15 protein-coding genes are annotated in these 21,208 nt (G+C 57.0%); 4 read left to right on the forward strand and 11 right to left on the reverse strand.

The window, feature by feature from the left end:
• Positions 1–12 precede the first annotated feature (12 nt).
• The 7 genes from BLT54_RS10215 to urtA form a co-directional block, all read right to left on the reverse strand.
• The gene (locus BLT54_RS10215) at positions 13–1,362 is read right to left on the reverse strand and encodes an ABC transporter substrate-binding protein (RefSeq protein WP_074644567.1); all 1,350 of its coding nucleotides are present in this window, start codon (positions 1,360–1,362) and stop codon (positions 13–15) included.
• 24 nt (positions 1,363–1,386) lie between these two features.
• Positions 1,387–2,502, reverse strand: a complete 1,116-nt coding sequence (locus BLT54_RS10220; RefSeq protein WP_245707992.1) for a LacI family DNA-binding transcriptional regulator — start codon at positions 2,500–2,502, stop codon at positions 1,387–1,389.
• Between the two features lie 137 nt (positions 2,503–2,639).
• A complete protein-coding gene (urtE, locus tag BLT54_RS10225; RefSeq protein ID WP_009572467.1) occupies positions 2,640–3,338 on the reverse strand; it encodes an urea ABC transporter ATP-binding subunit UrtE in 699 nt (232 codons plus the stop codon).
• A 13-nt stretch (positions 3,339–3,351) separates the two neighbouring features.
• On the reverse strand, positions 3,352–4,092 hold the full coding sequence (gene urtD, locus BLT54_RS10230; protein ID WP_074644570.1) for an urea ABC transporter ATP-binding protein UrtD: 741 nt from the start codon (positions 4,090–4,092) through the stop codon (positions 3,352–3,354).
• A complete protein-coding gene (gene urtC, locus BLT54_RS10235; protein WP_074644571.1) occupies positions 4,089–5,315 on the reverse strand; it encodes an urea ABC transporter permease subunit UrtC in 1,227 nt (408 codons plus the stop codon). The genes urtD and urtC overlap by 4 nt, the downstream gene beginning before the upstream one ends.
• Before the next feature lie 3 nt (positions 5,316–5,318).
• On the reverse strand, positions 5,319–7,271 hold the full coding sequence (gene urtB / locus BLT54_RS10240; protein WP_074644573.1) for an urea ABC transporter permease subunit UrtB: 1,953 nt from the start codon (positions 7,269–7,271) through the stop codon (positions 5,319–5,321).
• Positions 7,272–7,455: 184 nt separating this feature from the next.
• Positions 7,456–8,745, reverse strand: coding sequence for an urea ABC transporter substrate-binding protein (gene urtA / locus BLT54_RS10245; RefSeq protein WP_074644574.1), 1,290 nt, complete (start codon positions 8,743–8,745; stop codon positions 7,456–7,458).
• Between the two features lie 548 nt (positions 8,746–9,293).
• Between urtA and BLT54_RS10250 the strand changes: the two genes are divergently transcribed.
• The 3 genes from BLT54_RS10250 to BLT54_RS10260 all read left to right on the forward strand — a co-directional run bounded on the left by BLT54_RS10250 (position 9,294) and on the right by BLT54_RS10260 (position 14,890).
• Positions 9,294–12,092 carry a methyl-accepting chemotaxis protein gene (locus tag BLT54_RS10250; protein WP_074644576.1) on the forward strand — a complete coding sequence of 933 codons (2,799 nt, stop codon included), beginning with the start codon at positions 9,294–9,296 and terminating at the stop codon, positions 12,090–12,092.
• A gap of 243 nt (positions 12,093–12,335) precedes the next feature.
• Positions 12,336–13,727, forward strand: coding sequence for a bifunctional enoyl-CoA hydratase/phosphate acetyltransferase (locus BLT54_RS10255; protein ID WP_074644578.1), 1,392 nt, complete (start codon positions 12,336–12,338; stop codon positions 13,725–13,727).
• Positions 13,727–14,890, forward strand: coding sequence for an acetate/propionate family kinase (locus BLT54_RS10260; protein WP_074644580.1), 1,164 nt, complete (start codon positions 13,727–13,729; stop codon positions 14,888–14,890). Before BLT54_RS10255 ends, BLT54_RS10260 begins: the two co-directional genes overlap by 1 nt.
• A 38-nt stretch (positions 14,891–14,928) precedes the next feature.
• Here the strand turns inward: BLT54_RS10260 and BLT54_RS10265 are convergent, their stop codons facing one another.
• Positions 14,929–17,454, reverse strand: a complete 2,526-nt coding sequence (locus BLT54_RS10265; RefSeq protein ID WP_074644582.1) for an ABC transporter permease — start codon at positions 17,452–17,454, stop codon at positions 14,929–14,931.
• Positions 17,451–18,137 (reverse strand): ABC transporter ATP-binding protein, encoded by a 687-nt coding sequence (locus BLT54_RS10270; protein WP_074644593.1) that lies wholly within the window; start codon positions 18,135–18,137, stop codon positions 17,451–17,453. Before BLT54_RS10270 ends, BLT54_RS10265 begins: the two co-directional genes overlap by 4 nt.
• Here BLT54_RS10270 and BLT54_RS10275 point away from each other — a divergent pair.
• Positions 18,136–18,861 (forward strand): arylesterase, encoded by a 726-nt coding sequence (locus BLT54_RS10275; RefSeq protein ID WP_074644595.1) that lies wholly within the window; start codon positions 18,136–18,138, stop codon positions 18,859–18,861. The two genes, BLT54_RS10270 and BLT54_RS10275, sit on opposite strands and share 2 nt — an antisense overlap.
• Here BLT54_RS10275 and ccoS read toward each other — a convergent pair whose 3' ends face one another.
• Together ccoS and BLT54_RS10285 are read right to left on the reverse strand one after the other, a co-directional pair.
• Complete coding sequence (gene ccoS, locus BLT54_RS10280; RefSeq protein ID WP_074644597.1) at positions 18,862–19,020, reverse strand: cbb3-type cytochrome oxidase assembly protein CcoS; 159 nt, start codon at positions 19,018–19,020, stop codon at positions 18,862–18,864.
• Complete coding sequence (locus BLT54_RS10285; RefSeq protein ID WP_074644599.1) at positions 19,017–21,197, reverse strand: heavy metal translocating P-type ATPase; 2,181 nt, start codon at positions 21,195–21,197, stop codon at positions 19,017–19,019. The genes ccoS and BLT54_RS10285 overlap by 4 nt, the downstream gene beginning before the upstream one ends.
• Positions 21,198–21,208 lie beyond the last annotated feature (11 nt).

Consider the following 21,208-nt stretch of genomic DNA (forward strand, 5'->3'; position numbering starts at 1 on the left):
CAAAGAAAGCGCTTATTCGATCGCACCAAACTCTTTGTTCATCTCGGCCACGGCGGTGGCTGCATCGACTTTACCGTCGATATATTCGCGCACAACGCGGTTGATGACCTGAGAGTTGATCATTTTGGACGCCAATGCGAGTTGGCCGTCTTTGACGCCCCAACGCTGTGCCACATCCAGACCGCCGACGATTTCGTCGATCATGTCTTGTGCATAAAGATCACCCAAAGGTGCCTTGCGATCAACGCCGACGGGCAGCTCTGCCCAGGCTTTGGAAAACGCGTCCGGGTCTTCGGCATTGCCGCGCCGCACCGGGAATTTGCCCTCTGGCGCAATCGACAATGTTTGGGTGTAGCCTTCGTCCATCGAATATTTCACGAACTCTTCCGCCGCATCCGTGGACGCATCCGAGGTGATGCCGAAATAGCGGATGTCACCCCATGCCGCGCCATCGGGATTGGAGGGGCCGGAAAAGGTGGTGACGATGCCCGTTTTGGAGGCCAATTCCGGCGAGGTCGGATCATCGTTGATCGTGGGCGGGGCGCTGTCGCGCAGGCCCGCCAACTCATCAAGAACAAAGGGCGACCAGATGATCATCGCCGCATTGCCAGAGAAATACAGCGTGCGCGATTGATCCCAATAGAGATCGCCCGGAGGCGACGCATCCGCAATGGCTTTATAGAAATCAAGCACTTCGGTGGTTTTCGCCACATCGAGCGGTTTGAACCCATCGGGGCCAACCGGGCTGACGCCATTGGCCAAAAACACGTGCTCAAGCACCTGAGACATAAAGTTTTCGTCGACCTTGGTCGCGGCGACGAAGCCGTACATTTCGGGCGGATTGTGCAATTTGGCCAAAGCGGTCTCAACCGCAGCATAAGACGTCGGCGCGGCAAGGCCCGCCGCGTCAAACAGGTCCTTGCGGTAGATAATCATCTGGGTCCAGCCATCGACCGGCACGGAAGCATAGCCATCGTCAACCGCCGCCATGGCGAGCGCGCCGGGGGCAAATGTGTCGACGCCCAACTCTTCGATCACGTCGGCGGCCGCGTCTGTATCAAGGATACCGGCCTCAGCCCAAGGCAGCGCATATTGCAGCGGATGGTAAATCACATCCGGCAAATCACCGGCGGCAAAGGCCGCGGTGGCGCGCGTGCCGAGATCAGATTCCGTGACCGGGATCACTTCGACGGTATGGCCGGTTTTGGCCTCAAACTCTGCGGCCATCGCCTCTTGCCGGGCCAAACGTTCGGGCTGTTCCTCGGTGGTCCAAAACCGCAGCGTGTCGGCCGATGCGCCGAGACTGGACAACGCCAAGGCGGTGGCCGCCGTTGTCATGAGTGTCAGTTTGGTAAGTCGCATGTCTCTCTCCCTAGATGAGTTGCGTCACGTGTTTTGTGTGGCCCGTCGTTGAGCCAATGTGCGCACCAGTTGCTCTGATGTCAGTTTTGGATGTCCTGTAGAGCCGCCGGGGCGGAACTCCGCCCGGATCAGATGTTGGGCCACGGGGGCGTTGGGCTCGCGGATACGTGCGATGAACATTTCGCCCAAACTGGCCCCGGCTTTGCGGGTGTCGACGGCGAAACTGGCCAATCTGGGCCACATGGCGGAGGCTTCGGGCGAGCCGTCATAGCCGATGACCGACAGCTCGGTGCCAATGGCAAGTCCCAGTTCATTGGCGACGTCATAGACCCCACGCGCCAAGCTATCCGTCGCACAAATAATAGCGGTGGGCGGGGTATCGAGCGCCAAAAGGCGGCGTGTGGCGGCACTTGCCTGCTCTGGGGACAGCGCGCCCTCCTGCATCAGATCGGGATCAAACCCAAGCCCCATCGCGTCGATGCCGGCCTTGTAGCCATCGCGTCGCATATGCGAAAAAGCATAATATTCGGCACTGCCAATATAAGCGATGCGCCGATGCCCGAGATCGGCAAGATAGCTGACCGCTTCGGCCATGGCAGCTTCGCCTTCGACATCAAAATAAGACATGTCTTTTGAATTTCTTGGCCGCCCATAACAAATAAACGGTGTATTCTCGCGGGAAAGGCTTGCGATGCGCGGATCGTCCCAGAGCACACGCGGCAAGATAAACCCATCTGCTTTTTGATGCACAACCAGATCGCGCATGATGCGCAGCGTGTCAGCGTCATTTTCCGCCGTCGCAACGGTCAGGGTCCAACCCTCTTTCGAGGCGGCTTGGGTCAATCCGGCCAAAAACTCCGCCAAAAAGGGTCGGTGCGCATCATGTTCGGACAATTGGATGACAAGCCCCAAAGAACAGCTGCGCCCGGTTTTGATCGCTTGGGCGTGGCTGAGCGGGCGATATCCCATCGCATTTGCGGCGCGAATGACGCGCACACGCGTGGTTTCAGCAATGTCAGGATACCCGTTGAGGGCACGGGACACGGTGCCTTTCGTCAGACTCAGCGCCTGCGAAAGATCACTGATCGTCACCCGCCCATTGTCGCGGGAGCGTCGATCTAATTTGACGTCTGACCACACCTGATTCGCCTCCTGGGCCCCACACTGAGCCTCCGAAACCGGTTTCGGCAACGGCTTTTTATCAAACAGTCTGATTTTGCGGCGCGGCATGAATGCTGCGTCGCAGAGCCAGAAGTCTTTGATTGGCGGAGAAAATCTCAGGCGATGCGGAAGGTTTTGGCAGCCTCTTCTTTGGAAATCTCGGATTTTGAATGGCGAGAGGTCACCCGACCGCGCTCCATGAACACAAGCTGATCCGCGAGGTCATAGGCAAATTCAAAATACTGTTCGACCAAGACAATCGCCATGTCGCCCCGATCGCGCAAAAGCGCAATGACGCGGCCGATTTGTTGAATGATATTGGGCTGAATGCCCTCGGTCGGCTCATCCAAAAGCAACAGTTTCGGTTTGATGATCAACGCCCGTGCAATGGCCAATTGCTGTTGCTGCCCACCCGAAAGATCACCACCACGACGGTGCATAAACTCTTTGAGAATAGGGAACAGTTCAAACACCTCATCGGGGATGAAATGTTCGGATTTTGGCAGGCAGGTGAAACCAGATTCCAAGTTTTCCTTCACCGTCAAAAGCGGGAAAATCATCCGGCCTTGTGGCACCACCGCAAGTCCCTTTTTGGCCAGTTCATGCGCCGGGGCCCGCCCCACGTCTTCGCCATCAAGCATCATGGTGCCACCGGAGCGCGGATGGGTGCCACAAATGCCTTTCAACAGCGAGGTTTTGCCAACGCCATTGGTGCCCATCACACAGGTGACCTCACCCGCGCGAGCGGAAAGATCGACATCGTAGAGGATCTGAGAGCCACCATAGTGCAGCGAGAGATCTTTCACATCGAGCATGGTATTCTCTCCTTTAGCGGCCAAGATAAACGTCAATCACGTCTTTATTTTGCGTCACGTGATCAAGTGACCCTTCGGCCAAAACCGATCCTTCGTGCAAAACCGTGACCTTGCATTCTAGGCGGCGCACGAAATCCATGTCATGTTCAACCACCACAACGGCACGGGTTTTGGCGGCCTCTTTGAGAATGTCGGTGGTGTGTTCACGCTCGCCCAAGGTCATGCCAGCGGCCGGTTCATCAACCAGCAAAAGCTGTGGATCCTGGGCCAAGAGCATACCAATCTCCAACCATTGTTTTTGGCCGTGAGACAGCTCGCCGGATTTGCGCTCAAGCTGATCGGAGAGGCCGATTTCGGAGGCAAGCTCTTCGACCTTGGCGAGGTCCTTGAATTTGGGTTTGAAGAACAACACCGACCACGGCGAGCGATCATTTTTCACCGCCATGAGGAGGTTTTCAAACACGCTTTGATCCTCAAACACAGTGGGACGTTGAAATTTACGACCAATGCCGATGCGGGCGATTTTGGCCTCGTTCATCCCAATCAGGTTTTTCGACATATCGCCCCAAAGCACAGAACCTTCGTCGGGTTTGGTTTTGCCCGTCACGATGTCCATAAAGGTGGTTTTGCCCGCGCCGTTCGGACCGATGATGGCGCGCATTTCCGCGGGACCGATGGAAAAGGACAGGTTGTTGATCGCCTTGAACCCGTCGAAAGAGACGGAAACGCCGGAGACTTCTAAAAGCTGGCTCATTTTTCGGCCTCCTGTTCGCGCAAGCTGCCTTGGTCGGGACCAAGCGGCGCACCTTTGCGGCTGGGGGACAAACGCCCGGAGATCAGATCAAACAACCCGCCAATGCCTTTGGGCGCGAACAATGTGACGAGGACAAAGGAGAGGCCCAAAAGCACCTGCCACCAATCGACCCATTTGATCGTATAGAAACCAAGGTTGATATTGGGGGCTTGACCGCCCGTGAAATAGGTCGAGACAAGCGAGACCACGCCCGCGCCAATCACCGCGCCGTAAATGCGGCCCCTGCCACCGATGGCGACCCACACCGCGAGGTAGATCGAGGCGATGGGCGCGATTTCAGCCGGGTTGATGATCCCCGCTTGCGGATAATAAAGCGCGCCGCCGATGCCCGCAATGATCGCGGTGAGGACAAAGACGAAGAGTTTGAACCCCTCCACCGAATAGCCCAAAAACCGCACCCGCGCCTCGTCATCGCGAATACCGCGAATGACCGAGCCGAATTTGCCGGAGACGACGAAATTGGCGATAAGATAGGTGACAAGCAGCGCAAAGGCCGATGCCCAGAAGAACCAGATCGACACCGCGTCTTGGGAGACCGCATCCAGTCCGGGCAGGTTTTGCAGGCCGGAAAGGCCGTTGTTGCCGCGCAAGCCGCTGTCGTTTTGGAACAGGTAGAGCGAGAGGGCGAGGGTCATCGCCTGTGTCAGGATCGACAGGTAAACGCCGGTGACGCGCGAGCGGAAGGCGAGCCAGCCAAAGACCAGCGCGAGCAGGCCCGGAACCAAGACGACCAATGCGATCTGGGCCCAGAAACTATGGGCAAACATCCAGACCAAAGGGAAATCGGACGAGCCGACGACACCAAAGATTTGCGTGCCAACGGCGTCTTTGATCTCCATAGCCGTGGCAGGAATGTCGGCGGCGGCCATGCTTTCGACCACGATAAGTTTCGTGCGCGCAAACATCAGCCACATGCCGATCATATAGCCACCAAGGCCAAAAAAGGCGAAATGGCCGAGTGAGAGAATGCCCGTGTAGCCCCAGACCAAATCCATCGAAATCGCCACCAAGGCGAGACACAGTGTCTTGCCCAGCGTTTTGACGAAAGAGGTCGACATCGTGCCCGTGCCATAGGCCTCGGACAGGAAAGTGACCGCAAGGGTGAAGATCAGCAACGTGGCGATAAAGGCCGGAAGCGAAGGGTGTTTTTTCACGAAATCCATGGATTAATCCCCCGCCGCACGGCCCTTGAGGGCGATGATGCCCTTGGGACGGAACTGAATGAAAATGATGATGAAGATGATCATGTAGGTCTGCGCCGCCAAAGTGTTGGACGGGTTGAACCATTCGATGCCCTTTTGCAGGAACCCGATGCCCAATGCGCCCAAAAGCGTGCCCCAGATATTGCCAACACCGCCGACGACCACGGTCATGAAGCTTTGCACAATATAATCTGTGCCCATTTCCGAGGTGACTTTGGCATAAAGTCCGATGGCCACGCCCGCGACACCGGCGATGCCGGAGCCAAGGCCAAAGGTGAGCATGTTCACACGGTCCGGGTTGATCCCCATCGAGGCCGCCATACGTGGATTTTGGGTGACCGCGCGGGTCTCAAGGCCAAGGCGGGTTTTCTTCATGATAAAGAGGAAAATGCCAAGGAAAATCAGCGCAAGGACGAAAATCGCGATGCGAATGTAAGAGATCGCCAACACATCGTTGAAGACCAAAGCTCCATCAAGCCAACCGGGAGAGGTGAGCGGGCGGGCTTGGGTGCCAAAGATGTTTTTGGCGATTTGTTGAAGCGCAATAGAGACGCCGAAGGTGGCAAGAAGCGTTTCAAGCGGCCGATTGTAAAGCCAGCGGATGATCAGCCGTTCCATCGCCACACCAGCGGCAAATGTGACCGCAAAGGCCATTGGGATCGCGACAAGGATTGAGATGGTGTAATCCGGGATGATCTGTTGCACCACATAGCCAGTGTAGGCGCCCATCATGATAAATTCGCCATGCGCCATGTTGATCACCCCCATCACGCCAAAGGTGATGGCAAGGCCAATGGCGGCAAGGAAATAGATCGAAGCCAGCGACAGACCGTCCAATGAGAGATCGAGGAATTGGTTGACCCCAACGGCGCGATTGATGGTGTGAAGCGTCTTTTGCGCGGCATCGGTGACCGCAGCGGAAGGTTCGTCATAGACCTCGGCAAAGCGCACGCCTTTGACGGCGGCCTCCATGGAGAAGGCGGGATCGAATGCGGGCACCAACCCCTCGGACGCAAGGGCTTGGTAGGCGTGATCGCGGGCGTCTTGGCGGGTCAACTCGGCCACGGGGACGCCGCCAACCTTGCCGTCGATGATATGCTCTGTGAGAGCAGATTTTCGTTCTGAAAGAGTGGGTTGCGCTGTTGCGGCACCGGCAGAAACCATAAGTGCGAAGGCATCAGACACCGACAGCGCCTCTGATCCGGGCTTGATCTCGCGTTTGATGTTTGCCGTCTCTGGCAGATCCTCCGCATAGACCAGCTTGGCACTCAGAACCGGGTTGAGCGCGGCGCGGGCATCCAGCGAAAGGGAGGCGGCAAAGCCCTCGATCGCAGCAATCCGCCTTGCGTCATCCTTGTCGAAAGAAATGGTCAAAAGCCGCTCCGTGACCTCTTTAAGCGCTTTGATGTCTGGATTGTCCTCGGTTTCGATCGAGGCGCGCAGAGGGGCCAGGTGGGAAGCTTCGCCATCGCGCTGAATCGCCAAAAGCGCTTCACGACGTCGCTCTGCATCAGGGTCGTTCAGTTGAAATTGAACCAAGGCCGCACCAATCATCGCCCGAATACCGGAGTTCGGTTTGAGCTGGGTCACATCCCCTTTTGCCACAGTTGCAACAATGTCCCCCGTGTCAAAATCCGTCAAAGTGATCTCGGACCCATCGACGGTTGCAGCATAGAAAAACCCGTTTTCCGACCACTGCCACATGTCCTTGTTCTGCCATTTCTGCAAAACGGTTTGTGCCGAAGGCTGGCCGGAATTGGCCACGGCCTCAATCGCCGGGCCGATGGTTGTGCGCGAGGATTTTACGATGGCCTCGGCATGCTCTTGCAGCACATCTTGGATCGTCCGGTCCTGAGCCTGAGCGCTCAGCGCAAGGGTCAGAAACACCAGACAAGCCGCGAGAATTCGTCGGATCATGAGCAATCTCTTTTGGCTGGAAAAGAAGGGCGACAGGAGCGCCGCCCTTCATGCGTTAAATGATGGCAGCTGAAAGCGTTTCGGGATCAAATAGGTCATCGAGATGTCCCGAAACGCCCACGGCCTAAGTCAGATTTCACATGTTCCGGGTTTACGTCATCTCTCAACTTAAACCCGAAACGTTTTAGTAGTTGGATTTGATCTGAACGCAGGTCTTGGTTTCGGTGTTGTACATGCCGCAACCGAGATCCTTCCAATCCGACATCAACACAGCGGATTCCGGCAAGAAATCGGTCCATGCATCGCCCGGAACCTCAGCGGTTTGGGAGATGATATCGAACTGACCATCGGCCTGAATTTCACCAATCAGAACCGGCTTCGAGAGGTGGTGGTTGACGTTCATCACAGCGGTGCCGCCGGTGAGGTTCGGGAACTCTTGACCGTACATTGCCGTGCGCACAGCGTCCACATCGGTGGTGCCGGCGGCCTCAACGGCGCTCACCCACATGTTGAAACCAATGTAATGGGCTTCCATCGGGTCGTTGGTCACGCGCTCTTCGCCCATTTTGGCTTTCCATGCGGCAATGAACTCATCGTTAAGCTCAGATTCCGCGGATTGGAAATAGTTCCAAGCGGCCAAGTGCCCCACAAGGTTGGAGGTGTCGAGACCGGAGAGCTCTTCTTCACCGACCGAGAAGGCCACAACCGGGATGTCATCGGCGGAAATGCCAGCCGCCGCGAGTTCTTTGTAGAATCCGATGTTGGCATCGCCGTTGATGGTCGAAATCACGCCGACTTTTTTACCGTCTGCGCCCAGCGCCACAACGTCAGAGACGATTTTGGACCAATCGGAGTGACCAAACGGGGTGTAGTTCACAAAGATGTCCTCAGCCGCGATGCCTTTGGATTTGAGGTAGGACTCAAGAATGTTGTTCGTGGTGCGCGGGTAGACATAGTCAGTGCCCAAGAGCGCGAATTTCTCGACCCCCAGCTCATCGAGGAAATAATCCGTCGCCGGGATCGCCTGTTGGTTCGGCGCAGCGCCGGTATAAAATACGTTTTTGGAGGATTCTTCGCCCTCATATTGCACCGGGTAGAACAGAAGTCCGTTGAGCTCTTCGATCACCGGCAGCACAGATTTGCGCGACACGGAGGTCCAGTTGCCGAACATCACGTCCACATTATGCACGGTCAAAAGTTCGCGGGCTTTTTCAGCGAACAGCGGCCAGTCGGACGCCGGGTCCACAACCACAGCTTCGATTTGACACCCCAGAACGCCGCCTTTGGCGTTTTGTTCGTCGATGAGCATCAACATCGTGTCTTTGAGCGTGGTTTCGGAAATCGCCATCGTCCCCGAGAGCGAGTGCAACACACCAACTTTGACCGGGCACTCGGCGAAGGCCGCAGAGGCCATCGCGGTGCTAGCAAAAAGAGCAGTCGCCAGAGTGGCTTTGAGTTTGGTTTTCACTTCCATGTTCCCTTGTTGGAAGCCGCAGGATTGCGGCGTCTGCCTTTAAAAGGCGCCCATTCAATTGATTGAATTTTTGGACAAAACGCCTACATTCCCCTTTGCAGCGTAATTCAGTTGCTGTGAATGCGGTGGTGGCTACCGGCAAGTTCGTCGCCACCGCATGTCCTCTTTCGCACCTCAGATGTCGGGATGTCCCTCGGCAATGGCGCGCAGGGTTAGTCTGTGTTCTCAGAAAACGCGCACACAAGCCTGTATACAAATGCACAAATGCCCGCGGATCAAATCCAGTATGTTTGATTATTTTTTAGGCATGTGTTCAAAGAATTGTCATATTGATGCGCGAAAGATAAAGGTATGGTGTTTGCTTTGCTCACGGCAAACACTGTCTGAGGCCAAGTGATTCCGCCGCCTCCCGCACTCTAAAATATATACAACTTGAGTGATTCCGCGCCGATCAACCGAATATTAGCACCTTACTGCAACCTTACCCGTCAAGTGACACAGGACCCTTTCACAGTTCGGGTTCGGAAAATGACGGAACGGAGCGCAGTATGAAGACGAAAATCAGGACCCTCCTTGGATCGGTCGCGGCCAAAATTTTGGTAATTATGCTGGCGCTGGCTGGAACCACCGCCGCTGCGATCCTCGTGTCTGGTTCACTGATCTCAACGATCAATGATGAGGTTGAAACGCTTGTGGACGATTCTATTCCGCCACTTGAAACGGCCTCTGGTATCGCCAATTCCGTGTCCAGCCTCAAAGATGCAATCAACACGCTGCTGACCACAAACTCACATCTCGCCATCGAATCCAATTCCGACACCGTGCGCGAAACGCGGTCACGTCTTTTGACTCAGATCCAGGATCTGGATCTCGATAAATACGCGAATGTCGAGACCGAAATGAGTGCTCTTACCTCCGACATTGATACATTGATGGCCGCCCGTAGCGCCGAATTGATGGCCCAAAGTCGCAACATGAAAGCGCTCTCAACACTCAACCAGCAATCGCGTGAATTGAGTGAAACCCTACAGGGCCGGATTGACCGCGCCTCATTTGCGCTGTTGCTGGCCGGGAATAATGCCAGTTCGAAATCCAACCAAAGTCTCAAACATCTCCTTAAACGCGAAGTTGATGCTCTGAAACTCGCATTGCTACTCAAGGCAGAATTGAATCTCACAGTTGGGGCAACCCAGGCGCTTCTTGAAACCAACGATTTCGGAACCCGCTCGGACCTTCAGGCGATGGCCGGCGAGGCACAGGCACGGATTGATGCCCTGCTCGTGGAAATGGAACACAACACGTCTTCTGCTGAGTTCGTGCCTTCCATTCGCGAAGCCTCCGCTTTTCAGGCCGAATTTATTACTTTGTCACCTTCCGATATGAAGGTCCGCGCCCGTCTTTTGCGCACGTCCCAAGAGACCCTGAACGAAGTGACATCGCAGGCTGTGGAACGTGTTCTTGCGGGCCTGGATACCGAAAGCACAAATACGCTCGCGCAAAACGCCAAAGTCGTCAAAGACCTCCTCGACACTGACGTCAAGAACATCACCGATCTCGCGCGCCTCGATACCTCGCTCAAATCCATCTTGATCAAAGCTCTGCAAGGTGCGGCCTCCATCAACGCGGGGTATATCCATGCCTTGCAGTTTGAAATTGATGGCGAGACCCCACAGATCCGGGAGACGTTGCAAAATCTCCCGCCTGACCTCGCAGAAAAAGTGGTCTTGCTTCTTGAGGCCACCAATGCCGAAACCGGTCTCTTAGCCACCCGGATCGAAGCTCTGGAGGCACGTGGTTTGGGCCAAATCGCAACCGACTCTGTCTCATCGGGCCTTTTGCGGATCAGTGACATTGTCATGAGCATTTCAAAAGACTCCATCGTCGGCATCTCAGACGCGAGCCAAACGTTGATGGGAACCGCCAAACAAGCTTCTGTAACAATGAATGGAATCGCCTTGATTGCTGCGGCAATTGTTCTTGGCGCACCAGTTTTGACTTTCCTCCTGATTATGCGCCCCCTGTCCGCCGTGACAGCAAGCACCGAACGCCTTGCCATTGGGGACATGTCAGAAATCAAACGCGTTGGGGGCCGATACGGAGAAATCGCGAGACTGTTCTCCGCCCTCACAGTGTTCCGCAACAATCTGGTCGAAAAAGACCGTATGGAAAGTGAAGCTACCGAAAATGCTCGGCGTGCAACCCAAGTGCAACAAGAAGCTGCACGCGAAAAAACGGAACGCGAAGCAGCAGAACTTGAACGGCAAAAACAACAAGCCGCCCGAGACCGGGAACGCGAACTTGCCACCGAACAGGAGCGACGCGCACTTGAAGATGCCGCAGAGTCCGAACGCAAAGCCCGCCACGCCGAACAAAGCGCTGTCGTCGAAGCACTCGCGGAGGGGCTCCGCCGCCTGTCCCAAGGTGACGTTCGCCAAACGATTGATCAACAATTTCCAGAGAGCTACGAACAACTGCGCATGGATTATAACGCGGCGGTCAGCTCTTTGCGCTCGGTGGTCGAACGCCTCTCCGAAACAGCTCAAACCATTCACTCGAACTCGGGTGAGATTTCAAACGCCGCTGATGATTTGTCTCGCCGGACAGAGCGTGCTGCATCAACACTCGGCGAAACCGCATCAGCGTTGACGCAATTGACTGCGGCCGTCAAATCTGCCGCTGACGGAGCAGCCTTGGCAAACAAAACCGTTGGTGGAGCAAAGATGAATGCTCAATCTGCAAGCACGGTGGTGAAAGAGGCGATTTCTGCTATGGATGCTATCTCTGAATCCTCGGAAAAAATTTCCAAAATCATCAGTGTGATCGACGATATCGCCTTTCAGACCAATCTCCTTGCACTCAACGCAGGCGTCGAAGCCGCCCGTGCGGGCGAGGCAGGCCGTGGCTTTGCGGTTGTTGCATCCGAAGTCCGCGCTCTGGCCCAAAGATCCTCAGAGGCCGCGCGTGAAATCAACAACTTGATTTCAGAATCCGGGCAAGAGGTGGGTCGTGGCGTTTCCCTCGTCGACCAAACGGGCGAAGCCCTCCGCTCGATTGTGCATGATGTTTCCGAGATTGCCACCCATATGTCAGAGATTGCGACCTCTGCTGAGGAACAATCCGCTGGGATTTCCGAAATCAACACGGCGGTCGCCAACCTTGATCAAACCACTCAACAAAACGCGGCTATGTTCGAAGAGACAACAGCCGCAAGCTTTTCACTGGCTAACGAGGCTGCGACGCTCAGCGAGATTGTTTCACAGTTTGTTTTGAAAGAAGACGCTTCTGTGCCCTCCACCAAACCAATCCCCGCCTCAAGCAGTAAAGTTGACTTCAGCATCGCGTCCTAAACCGCGCAAGGCGCTCAAATGGCCACGCGCCGATTTGAGCGCCTTATCCCGCCTCCGGCTCATTGAGACAGCTCTGACTGTTCTCGCGGGCAATTTGGCAGCCGGAAGTGGTGCACGACGATTATCAACATGATAAAAGTGTTCAAGTTTCATAAAACCTCAGGTTTGCATTGATATGGCTCATAGAGCCGCACCACTTTATGTCACAAGTGTAAGGCAACTGAAATTCCAGCACAGCAAGGATTGCACGTGACTGTATTCCAAAATGTTCCATTCGATCAGCTTGAGATCGGCATGGAGGCCGAGACCCGGCGTTTATGCGTCGCCGATGATCTATATGTTTTTGCCCATGCTTCAGGCAATTTGAATCCAATGCATCTCCCGCATGAGGATGGCGACAAAGACGGAAAGCCTGAAGCCGTTGCGCCCTCATTTTGGGTTGGTTCTCTCATTTCATCAGTCCTTGGAAATCGTCTTCCAGGTCCGGGAACACTCTACAAATCTCAGAGCCTTCGGTTTCTCGGTCGCGCCCATGCCGGGGACAAGTTGGTTGCCCGCGTCAAGCTGATCCGTAAAGAAAATGACCGTTGCGCGGTTTTTCATACAACAGTGTCCCTCGCAGATGGAACCCTGTTGGTGGACGGCGAGGCCGAAGTTATTGCGCCAGATAAAAAAGACAGCTTTGATGCGCATGACGTGCCAGGCCTCACTGTCGAAAGCCATCGTCATTTTGATAAGCTGTTAGAGATGGCCGAGCCACTGCCAGCAATCAGAACTGCCATCGTCGCGCCCGAGGATGTCAATTCATTGCGTGGAGCGTTGCTGGCAGCAGAGCACACAATTATCATCCCGATCTTGATCGGAGATCAGGATAAAATCACCCGTACGGCGCAAGAGAATGGCCTATCCCTCGACGGCATCGAAATCATACACTGTACAAATCACACTGAGGCGTCTCAGATTGCAGTCAACATGATTCACGAAAAACGTGCGGCGGCCATTATGAAGGGGCACCTGCACACAGACGACCTTTTGCGACCGATTTTACGATCAAACGGCGGATTGAAAACGGGACGCCGCATCAGCCACATTTTTGTCATGGATGTCCCCGGCCTTCCGCATGTGTTGATGGTAACGGACGCGGCAATCAATATTGCACCTGACCTCCCCACGAAAGTGGATATCGTTCAGAACGCCATCGACCTTGCGCAAAGTCTTGGAATCAAGCTCCCGAAGGTGGGGATCTTGTCCGCCGTTGAGACTGTGAACCCAAAAATCCCGTCAACACTTGACGCCGCCGCCCTATCGAAAATGGCGGAGCGCGGTCAAATCACCGGCGGAATCGTGGATGGCCCTCTGGCCATGGACAATGCAGTAAGCTTGGCTGCGGCGCGGACAAAAGGCCTAAAAAGCCTTGTTGCCGGATGTGCCGAAATCCTTGTTGTACCCAATTTGGAAAGCGGAAATATGTTGGCCAAGGAGCTGTCTTTCATCGCCCATGCAGAAGCAGCGGGCGTCGTCATGGGCGCGAGCTGCCCGATCATTTTAAATTCGCGTTCGGACAGTGACAAATCCCGCCTCGCCTCTTGTGCGGTTGCCGCGCTGCACGCCCACCGGATGCAAGGCCTTCTCTAATGGGACAACGCATTCTGACGGTGAATGCCGGATCGTCTTCGGTCAAATTTGCCCTCTATACATCTGGTGAAGGCCCCAAAATGATTGCGCGCGGTCTCGTACAGGGCATCGGATCAAATCCAAGTTTCAAGTTCAAACATGGTGGGCCGGACAGCACACACCCCATCAAAGCATCCAATCAAACCGACGCCCTCGCGGTGATCCTTGAGAAAATCACACCGCTTTTGGAGGGCCAGGAGGTCGCAGGCGTTGGGCACCGTATTGTTCACGGCGGCCCTTTGCGCGCCACGCCGACCGAACTCACCGACGATGTGATGGCCGATCTTGCGACCTTCAATCCACTTGCCCCACTACACCAACCGCACAATCTGTCGGCGGTCGAGGCGGCCAAACGCGCCTTTCCCTATGCGCTGCAAATCGGCTGTTTCGATACGGCGTTTCACCGCAACCACCCTTGGGAAAACGATATTTATGCGATCCCGAGGCGGTTCTACAAACAGGGGATCAAACGCTATGGCTTTCACGGCCTGAGCTATGATTACGTCTCTCATCAGATCGTCCGAGAACGCCCGGAGTTGCGCAACAAGCGCTTGATCATCGCACATTTGGGCAGTGGTGCCTCCATTTGCGCGGTAAACAACGGGCACTCGATCTCATCCACCATGGGGTTTTCGCCGCTCGATGGGCTCCCGATGTCGACGCGTTCCGGTCAGCTTGATCCCGGCATTCTCCTGTACCTGATGGAAACGGAAGGCATGAGCGTGAAAGAGCTGACACATATGCTCTATCACGAATCCGGGCTGTTGGGCTTGTCGGAGCTCAGCGCGGATATGCAAGTTTTGGAAGCCTCAGACGCCCCCGAGGCCAAGGATGCGATAGAGTATTTCGTCTATCGTGTGCGGCGTGAAATAGGGGCGATGGCGGCAACGCTATCTGGCATCGACGCGCTGATTTTTTGTGGCGGGATCGGGGAAAATTCGGCCAGGATTCGCGCCCAAATCATTGATCGACTTGGGTATCTTGGCATTGAGCTGGATGGGGACGCCAACGACTGCAATGCCCGAGACATCGGCAAAGGCCCGACGCCTGTGATGGTCATTCCAACGGACGAAGAACAGGTGATCGCGAATGCGGTGGCACGGGCGTTAAACCCGCACCACTGAGCAGAGGCCGTTTTCCCATTCAGACCTTCCTATCCGCATTAGCCATCCGCACTGCGCAACACCCGTGCAGGCCGGACCAACATGGCACGCCATGAGAACAACAAAGAGGTGATCAGCGTGACGCTGATCCCACCGACCACGATCCAGAGCGCCGAGAGGATGGACAGGGTGAACGCTGCCTCCATGACAAAATGGATCACGGCCCAAGCGGCCAAGGCCCCCGCCCCAAAGGCAACAAACCCCGCAGCGGCCCCCAGCAAGAGCGACCTCAGGGCAAAACTGGCCAAAATCCGACCCCGACTTGCGCCGAGCGTTTTTAATATGGCCGCCTCAAACCGGCGGCGATCCTCGCCCGCTGCAGCGGCCCCGACCAACACAACAGCCCCCGTCACCAAAGTGGCCATAGCCCCCAAAGTGGTGGCGGCCGCAATGCTTTTAAGGATGGAGCTGACCCGTTCAATCGTATCCCGCACACGGATCGTGGTGATGTTGGGATAGGCCCGCGCCAGATCCCGGATCAAAGGGGCCTCCGCCTCAGGCGTGGCGTAGATCGTAGCAATATGGGTGTGCGGCGCGCCGGACAAAGCCGCCGGATTCATCGTCAGAACAAACCCCATCCCCGCGCTGGAAAAATCAACATTGCGCAATGAAGTGATCGTGCCGGTGATGTCGCGACCAAGAATATTCACCGTCATCTCATCGCCGAGCTTTAGCCCCATTTCGGCGGCTTCTTCGGCGGCAAAACTGATTTGCGGCGACCCCTCGTAATCCTCTGGCCACCATGCACCTTCGGTCACTTTCGCATTGTCGGGCTTTTGCGCGGCGTAAGTGATGCCCCGATCTCCACGCAACACCCAATGTGGCCCGGCCACGGTTTGAGCGTCTTGGCCATTGATGCGAGTGATGATGCCCCGCAACATCGGTGCGGTCTCAAACCGGGTGACACCGGGGTCCTCGGCCAAGCGGTTCAACACGCCGTCGATCTGATCTTTTTGAATATCGACCACATAATAGGAGGGCGCGGCGTCCGGCAGATCACGGCCAATCGCACCGCGCAAATTGGTGTCGATTTGACCGATTGCGGACAACACGGTGAGGCCCAGCCCAAGCGAAAGCACCACGGAAATGGTTTCGCCGCCCGGTCCCCCGACCGACCCCAGTGCCAATCGAAGGGGCAAAAAGCCACGCAGTGCTTTGAGCCGTGCCAAGGGGCGCGCGAGCGCAGCCATGCCCCGACCGGCCAAAACCAGCGCGCCGAAGGAAAGCGCCAATCCGGCCCCCGCCCAAAGCACAAGTCGCGCACTGTCCGAAAAGAGAACTGCGGCGCTTACAAGCGCGGCGATCAGGACGAAAATGGTCAAAAGATAGGGCCAGCGTGGCAGGCCTTTGAGGCCAAATTGCGCGTCTCGATACAGGGCGGCGGGGCGGATTTTTTCGGTGAGAGCCAAGGGCCAAAGCACGAAAATGGCGCTGGAGAGCAGACCATAAAGAGCCGCTTCAAACAACGGGCCGGCATGAACGGTGGCGTCCATCGGAACAGGGAGACTGTTTTGCAAAAACGGTGCCGCGATCAGCGGGATGAGCGCGCCAAGGATCACCCCGCCGACAATCGCCAAAAGGGTCAGAATGCCCACCTGAAACAGATAGATCATCAGGATTGTGGCGCGATCCGCACCGAGGGTTTTGAGCGTGGCGATGCTGGCGATTTTACGGTCGAGATAAGCACGCACTGCAGAGGAAACACCCACGCCGCCGACCGCAAGGCCAGCAAGCCCCACGAGCACCAAAAAGGAGCTGAGCCGTTCGACAAACCGATTCACACCGGGCGCACCATTGCGGGAATCCCGCCAGCGAAATCCACCCTCCGCAACCTCGGATTCTGCGCGGGATTTGAGCGTGTCGAGATCGGTTTGCGGCGGAAGTTTGAGCCGATACGCCGCATCGAACAAGGAGCCGGGCGACAAAAGCGCGGTGTTGCGAAGCGCCTCGCGCGACACAATGCTGCGCGGGCCAAGGGTGAACCCGGCTGAGGCTCCATCTGGTTCGCGTGTGAGTTCTGCCATGACAACAAAGGCGACATCGCCAAGGTGCACGGGATCACCAAGAGCAAGGCCAAGCCGTTCGCTCAACATCGGATCAAGAACGATACCAGGTGTGCCATCCCGACCCGCAAGCGCCTCCGCGAGCGGCATGTCCGGGCGTAAACCGACAGTCCCGACAAGAGGATAGGCTGCATCGACGGCTTTGACTTGGGTGAGCGCGCGCTCGTCTTTCCGGCTGAGCATGGAGCGGAAATCGGCGATCTCGGAGACCGCAACAGACTGCGCCATCATCCAATCGCGTTCCTCTGGGGTGGCAAAGCGATAGGTGAATGTCATCTCCGCATCCCCGCCCAGAAGAGCGGCCCCTTCGCGGGCGAGGCCCAAAGAAATGCTTTCGCGCACGGAGGTGACGGCGGCGATGGCTGCCACGCCAAGGATGAGACAGATCAAGAGGACACGAAAACCGTGCAAGCCTGCGCGCAATTCACGTCGGGCAATGCGCCATGCCAGACGCAGTCTCATGCGGCAACCTCAGACAAATCCAATTGGCCATCGCGCAGACGGATGATCCGATCGCAACGTGCCGCCAATTCCGGCGCGTGGGTGACCAGCACCAATGTCGACCCGTGCCGATCGCGCAGCCCCATCAGAAGATCCATGATCGCCGCGCCCGTTGCGCCATCAAGGTTGCCTGTCGGTTCATCGGCCAAAAGGATTTCGGGACGCGGTGCGGCGGCACGGGCCAGTGCGACCCGTTGTTGTTCGCCGCCTGAGAGTTGCGCCGGATAATGCCCGATGCGCGCGCCAAGCCCCACCGCCTCAAGTTCCTGCCGTGCCCGATCAAACGCATCGCTCAGCCCCGCAAGTTCGAGAGGGATTGCGACATTTTCCAAAGCGGTCATAGTCGGCAGAAGGTGGAAGGATTGGAACACCACCCCCATATGATCCCTACGGAAGCGCGCGAGTTGGTCTTCGTCCATCGTGGTCAAATCGCGCCCGAGCACCGAAATGCGCCCGGATGTGGCCTGTTCCAGCCCGCCGAGCAACATCAGGAGAGACGATTTGCCAGATCCCGAAGGTCCGACCAGCCCAAGCGTTTCACCACGCGCGACATCGAGGGAAATCCCGCGCAGGATCTCGACCTGCCCGGCGTTGCCATCAAGCGTCAGACGGGCATCGCTTAGCGAAATGATCGGATCGGGCATGAGGAACATCCTTGTGTCTTTACCCTTTGGATATGGGGTGTTGCGGCGGATCGGCAAGCGGCTTGCCCAGACATTTACCCTTGTTTTGGTTCAGATTTGGATGATTTGCGCGACGCATGCGGCCGTGGCCGAGCCCTTGCGGATCGCAGCCCTCGGCGACAGTTTGACCCAAGGCTACGGGTTGATGCAGCAAGACGGGTTCACCGCGCAATTGCAGGGCTGGCTGGCGGCGCATCATGTCGACGCAACCATCATAAATGCAGGCGTATCGGGGGACACCACGGCGGGCGGGCTGTCGCGTGTGGACTGGACCCTGACCCCGGACATCGACGCGATGATCGTGGCCTTGGGCGGCAATGATTTATTGCGTGGATTGTCGCCAGAGTTGAGCCGCACCAACCTGAAAGGCATTTTGGAGGTGGCACGGGCGAAAAACGTCCCTGTCCTGTTGGTCGGGATGCAAGCACCGGGCAACTATGGCGCCGAATATAAAGCGCATTTCGATGCGATATACCCGGATTTGGCCGAGGCCTATGGCACGCTGTATTTTGAGGGTTTTCTCAAACCCCTCACCGATTTGGGCCTTTGGGAACAAATGCTCACCACGCATATGCAGGCGGATGGGGTGCATCCCAATGCCAAGGGCGTATCGGTGATTGTCGAGGCCATGGGACCGACGGTCGAAGATTTGGTAAACCGTGTGCTCGACAACTCTGTCGAATGATCACTCTTTCGGATGATCGTCATAATCGCCCGTCAGGATGCGCCGAGCATCGCCTTGGGGGTCATCATATTGGCGCGTGCGGAGCGACCAGAAGAACGCAACAAGCCCAATCCCCCCGAGCAAAAGCGAGATTGGGATCAAATAGACGAGAACGTTCATGATTTACCTCTAAGGCGCAGCGCATTGAGCGATACGGTGATGGAACTGAGCGACATCGCGAGGGCGGCAGCCAACGGAGTGGCAAATCCAGCCAAAGCGATCGGAATGGCGATCATGTTGTAACCTGCCGCAATGGCAAAGTTTTCTTTGATGCGGCGGGTGGCGGAAATCGAAACGCGCGTCGCCTCGCCCAACGGTGCAAGCGATTTGCCCAAAAGCACCATATCGGAGACGACCCGCGTGGCCTCAAGGGCGGAGGCCGGTGAAATCGACACATGAGCGGCGGCCAAGGCGGCGGTGTCATTGAGACCATCCCCGACCATCAACACTTTGCGGCCCGAACGGGTGAGTTCGGCAACGCGCAGGGCTTTGGCTTCGGGCAAGCAATCAGCATCCCATGCGGCGATTCCGACGCGATGCGCAATGTCGGCCACAGCCGCAGCGGTGTCACCCGACAACAACACAACATCTTTGCCTTGGCGTTTGAGCGCCGTCACGGCCTCCGCCGCACCTGCGCGCAGGTGATCGACAAAGGTAAAAGCCAAAGGGGCCTCATCGCCGATTTTGAGGTAGGTGGCGGTTTGGGCCTTGGCCACCGCATTGAGCCAACCCGCCCGGCCAAGCCGCACCGAAATGCCATCACAGCGTGCCTCGATCCCCTGCCCCGGCACTTCGCGAATATCGGTCAGTTTGGCGGGGATGACATCGGCGGCGCGGGTCGCGGCAAACAACGCGGATGACAAAGGGTGAGCGGACCCAGATGCCAAAGCCATCGCGATGCCACGGGCACGCGGCGGGATTTCGGCCAGATTGGACAGTTCGGGACGCCCCTCGGTCAACGTTCCGGTTTTGTCGAAAACAACGGTGTCGACCTCAGCCAGCCGTTCGAGTGCTGTGGCGGATTTGATCAACATCCCGGCGCGGAACAGGCGACCAGAGGCGGCAGTGGTGACCGCAGGCACGGCAAGGCCCAGCGCACAAGGACAGGTGATGATCAACACGGCCACGGCGATGTTCAGCGCATGGCGAACGTCGCCGCCCGTTGCGATCATCCAGCCGATGAACGCGCCCAAGGCCAAAAGATGAACCGCAGGCGCATAAATGCGCGCGGCGCGGTCCGCCAAAGACGTGTAGCGGTTGCGTGACGTTTCGGCCATGGCGACCAAATCGGCCATGCGGTGTAGCGAACTGTCTGCGCCCGCCGCCGTGACTTTGACCACCAAAGGCCCGGTGAGATTGACTTCACCCGCGGACACGATCGTGTCCACTTCGGCCAGCGCAGGAAGGCTTTCGCCGGTCAACCAAGAGCGATCCACCTCGGATGCGCCCTCCATGACAATGCCGTCCACGGGCACGCGCGCGCCGGGCACGACGCGGATCAACGCGCCCTTTTCGACCTCTGTGATGGAGATCACCCGGCCATCGGCCAAGGTCACACGCGGCACTTCGAGGGCGGCGAGTTCTTCGGCGGCAGAACGGGCGACGGAGCGGGTGCGGTAGTCCAGATACCGGCCCGCGAGCAAGAAGAAAGTCAGAGACAAGGCGGCGTCGAAATAGGCATGTGCGCCGGATTCGAAGGTCTCATACAAAGACATGCCGCCCGCCAAAAGGATGGCCAGGGAAATCGGCACATCCATGTTGAGACGCTTGGCTTTCAACGCCGTGAACGCGGAGCCAAAAAACGGCTGACCCGCATAGGCAATGGCCGGAAGTGCGATGGCGGCCGAAATCCAATGGAACATGTCGCGGGTGACATCCGAGGCCCCGGACCAAACCGCGACCGATAACAGCATGACATTCATCATGGCAAAGCCGGACACGGCGATGCGGGTCAGGATGGCACGGCCCCGGCGGTCGGTTTCGGTCGCCGAAATCGCACCCGCGTCAAGTTCATAGGCCTCATAGCCCGCTTGGGTCAACGCGCTGACAAGATCGTCAACAGACACGTCTTCGTCCGCGTCAATATGTGCGCGTTTGAGCGTCAGGTTCACCCGCGCGGCGCGCACGCCGGGCTGTTTGGTCAACTCGCGCTCCACGCCGGAAATACAGGCCGCACAATAAATCGCAGGTAAAGAGAGCACAAACCGGGTGTCACGCACATCGCGCGCATGAGCCACATCTTTTGCGGCTGGACCTGCCACACAGGCGGGACAGGCCGAAATCTGAACCTCAGACATCCGGGGCCTCT

Origin of the sequence: Celeribacter baekdonensis, from assembly GCF_900102315.1 — a bacterium.
In the GTDB taxonomy this organism is placed as follows: Bacteria; Pseudomonadota; Alphaproteobacteria; order Rhodobacterales; family Rhodobacteraceae; genus Celeribacter; species Celeribacter baekdonensis.

Bases quoted from the DNA above. Each gene is read 5' to 3' on its own strand.
- BLT54_RS10285 (WP_074644599.1), bottom strand. From the start codon at position 21,197: ATGTCTGAGGTTCAGATTTCGGCCTGTCCCGCCTGTGTGGCAGGTCCA.
- BLT54_RS10250 (WP_074644576.1), top strand. From the start codon at position 9,294: ATGAAGACGAAAATCAGGACCCTCCTTGGATCGGTCGCGGCCAAAATT.
- BLT54_RS10215 (WP_074644567.1), bottom strand. From the start codon at position 1,362: ATGCGACTTACCAAACTGACACTCATGACAACGGCGGCCACCGCCTTG.
- ccoS (WP_074644597.1), bottom strand. From the start codon at position 19,020: ATGAACGTTCTCGTCTATTTGATCCCAATCTCGCTTTTGCTCGGGGGG.
- urtA (WP_074644574.1), bottom strand. From the start codon at position 8,745: ATGGAAGTGAAAACCAAACTCAAAGCCACTCTGGCGACTGCTCTTTTT.
- urtB (WP_074644573.1), bottom strand. From the start codon at position 7,271: ATGATCCGACGAATTCTCGCGGCTTGTCTGGTGTTTCTGACCCTTGCG.
- BLT54_RS10260 (WP_074644580.1), top strand. From the start codon at position 13,727: ATGGGACAACGCATTCTGACGGTGAATGCCGGATCGTCTTCGGTCAAA.
- urtD (WP_074644570.1), bottom strand. From the start codon at position 4,092: ATGAGCCAGCTTTTAGAAGTCTCCGGCGTTTCCGTCTCTTTCGACGGG.
- BLT54_RS10270 (WP_074644593.1), bottom strand. From the start codon at position 18,137: ATGCCCGATCCGATCATTTCGCTAAGCGATGCCCGTCTGACGCTTGAT.
- BLT54_RS10275 (WP_074644595.1), top strand. From the start codon at position 18,136: ATGAGGAACATCCTTGTGTCTTTACCCTTTGGATATGGGGTGTTGCGG.
- urtC (WP_074644571.1), bottom strand. From the start codon at position 5,315: ATGGATTTCGTGAAAAAACACCCTTCGCTTCCGGCCTTTATCGCCACG.
- BLT54_RS10265 (WP_074644582.1), bottom strand. From the start codon at position 17,454: ATGAGACTGCGTCTGGCATGGCGCATTGCCCGACGTGAATTGCGCGCA.
- urtE (WP_009572467.1), bottom strand. From the start codon at position 3,338: ATGCTCGATGTGAAAGATCTCTCGCTGCACTATGGTGGCTCTCAGATC.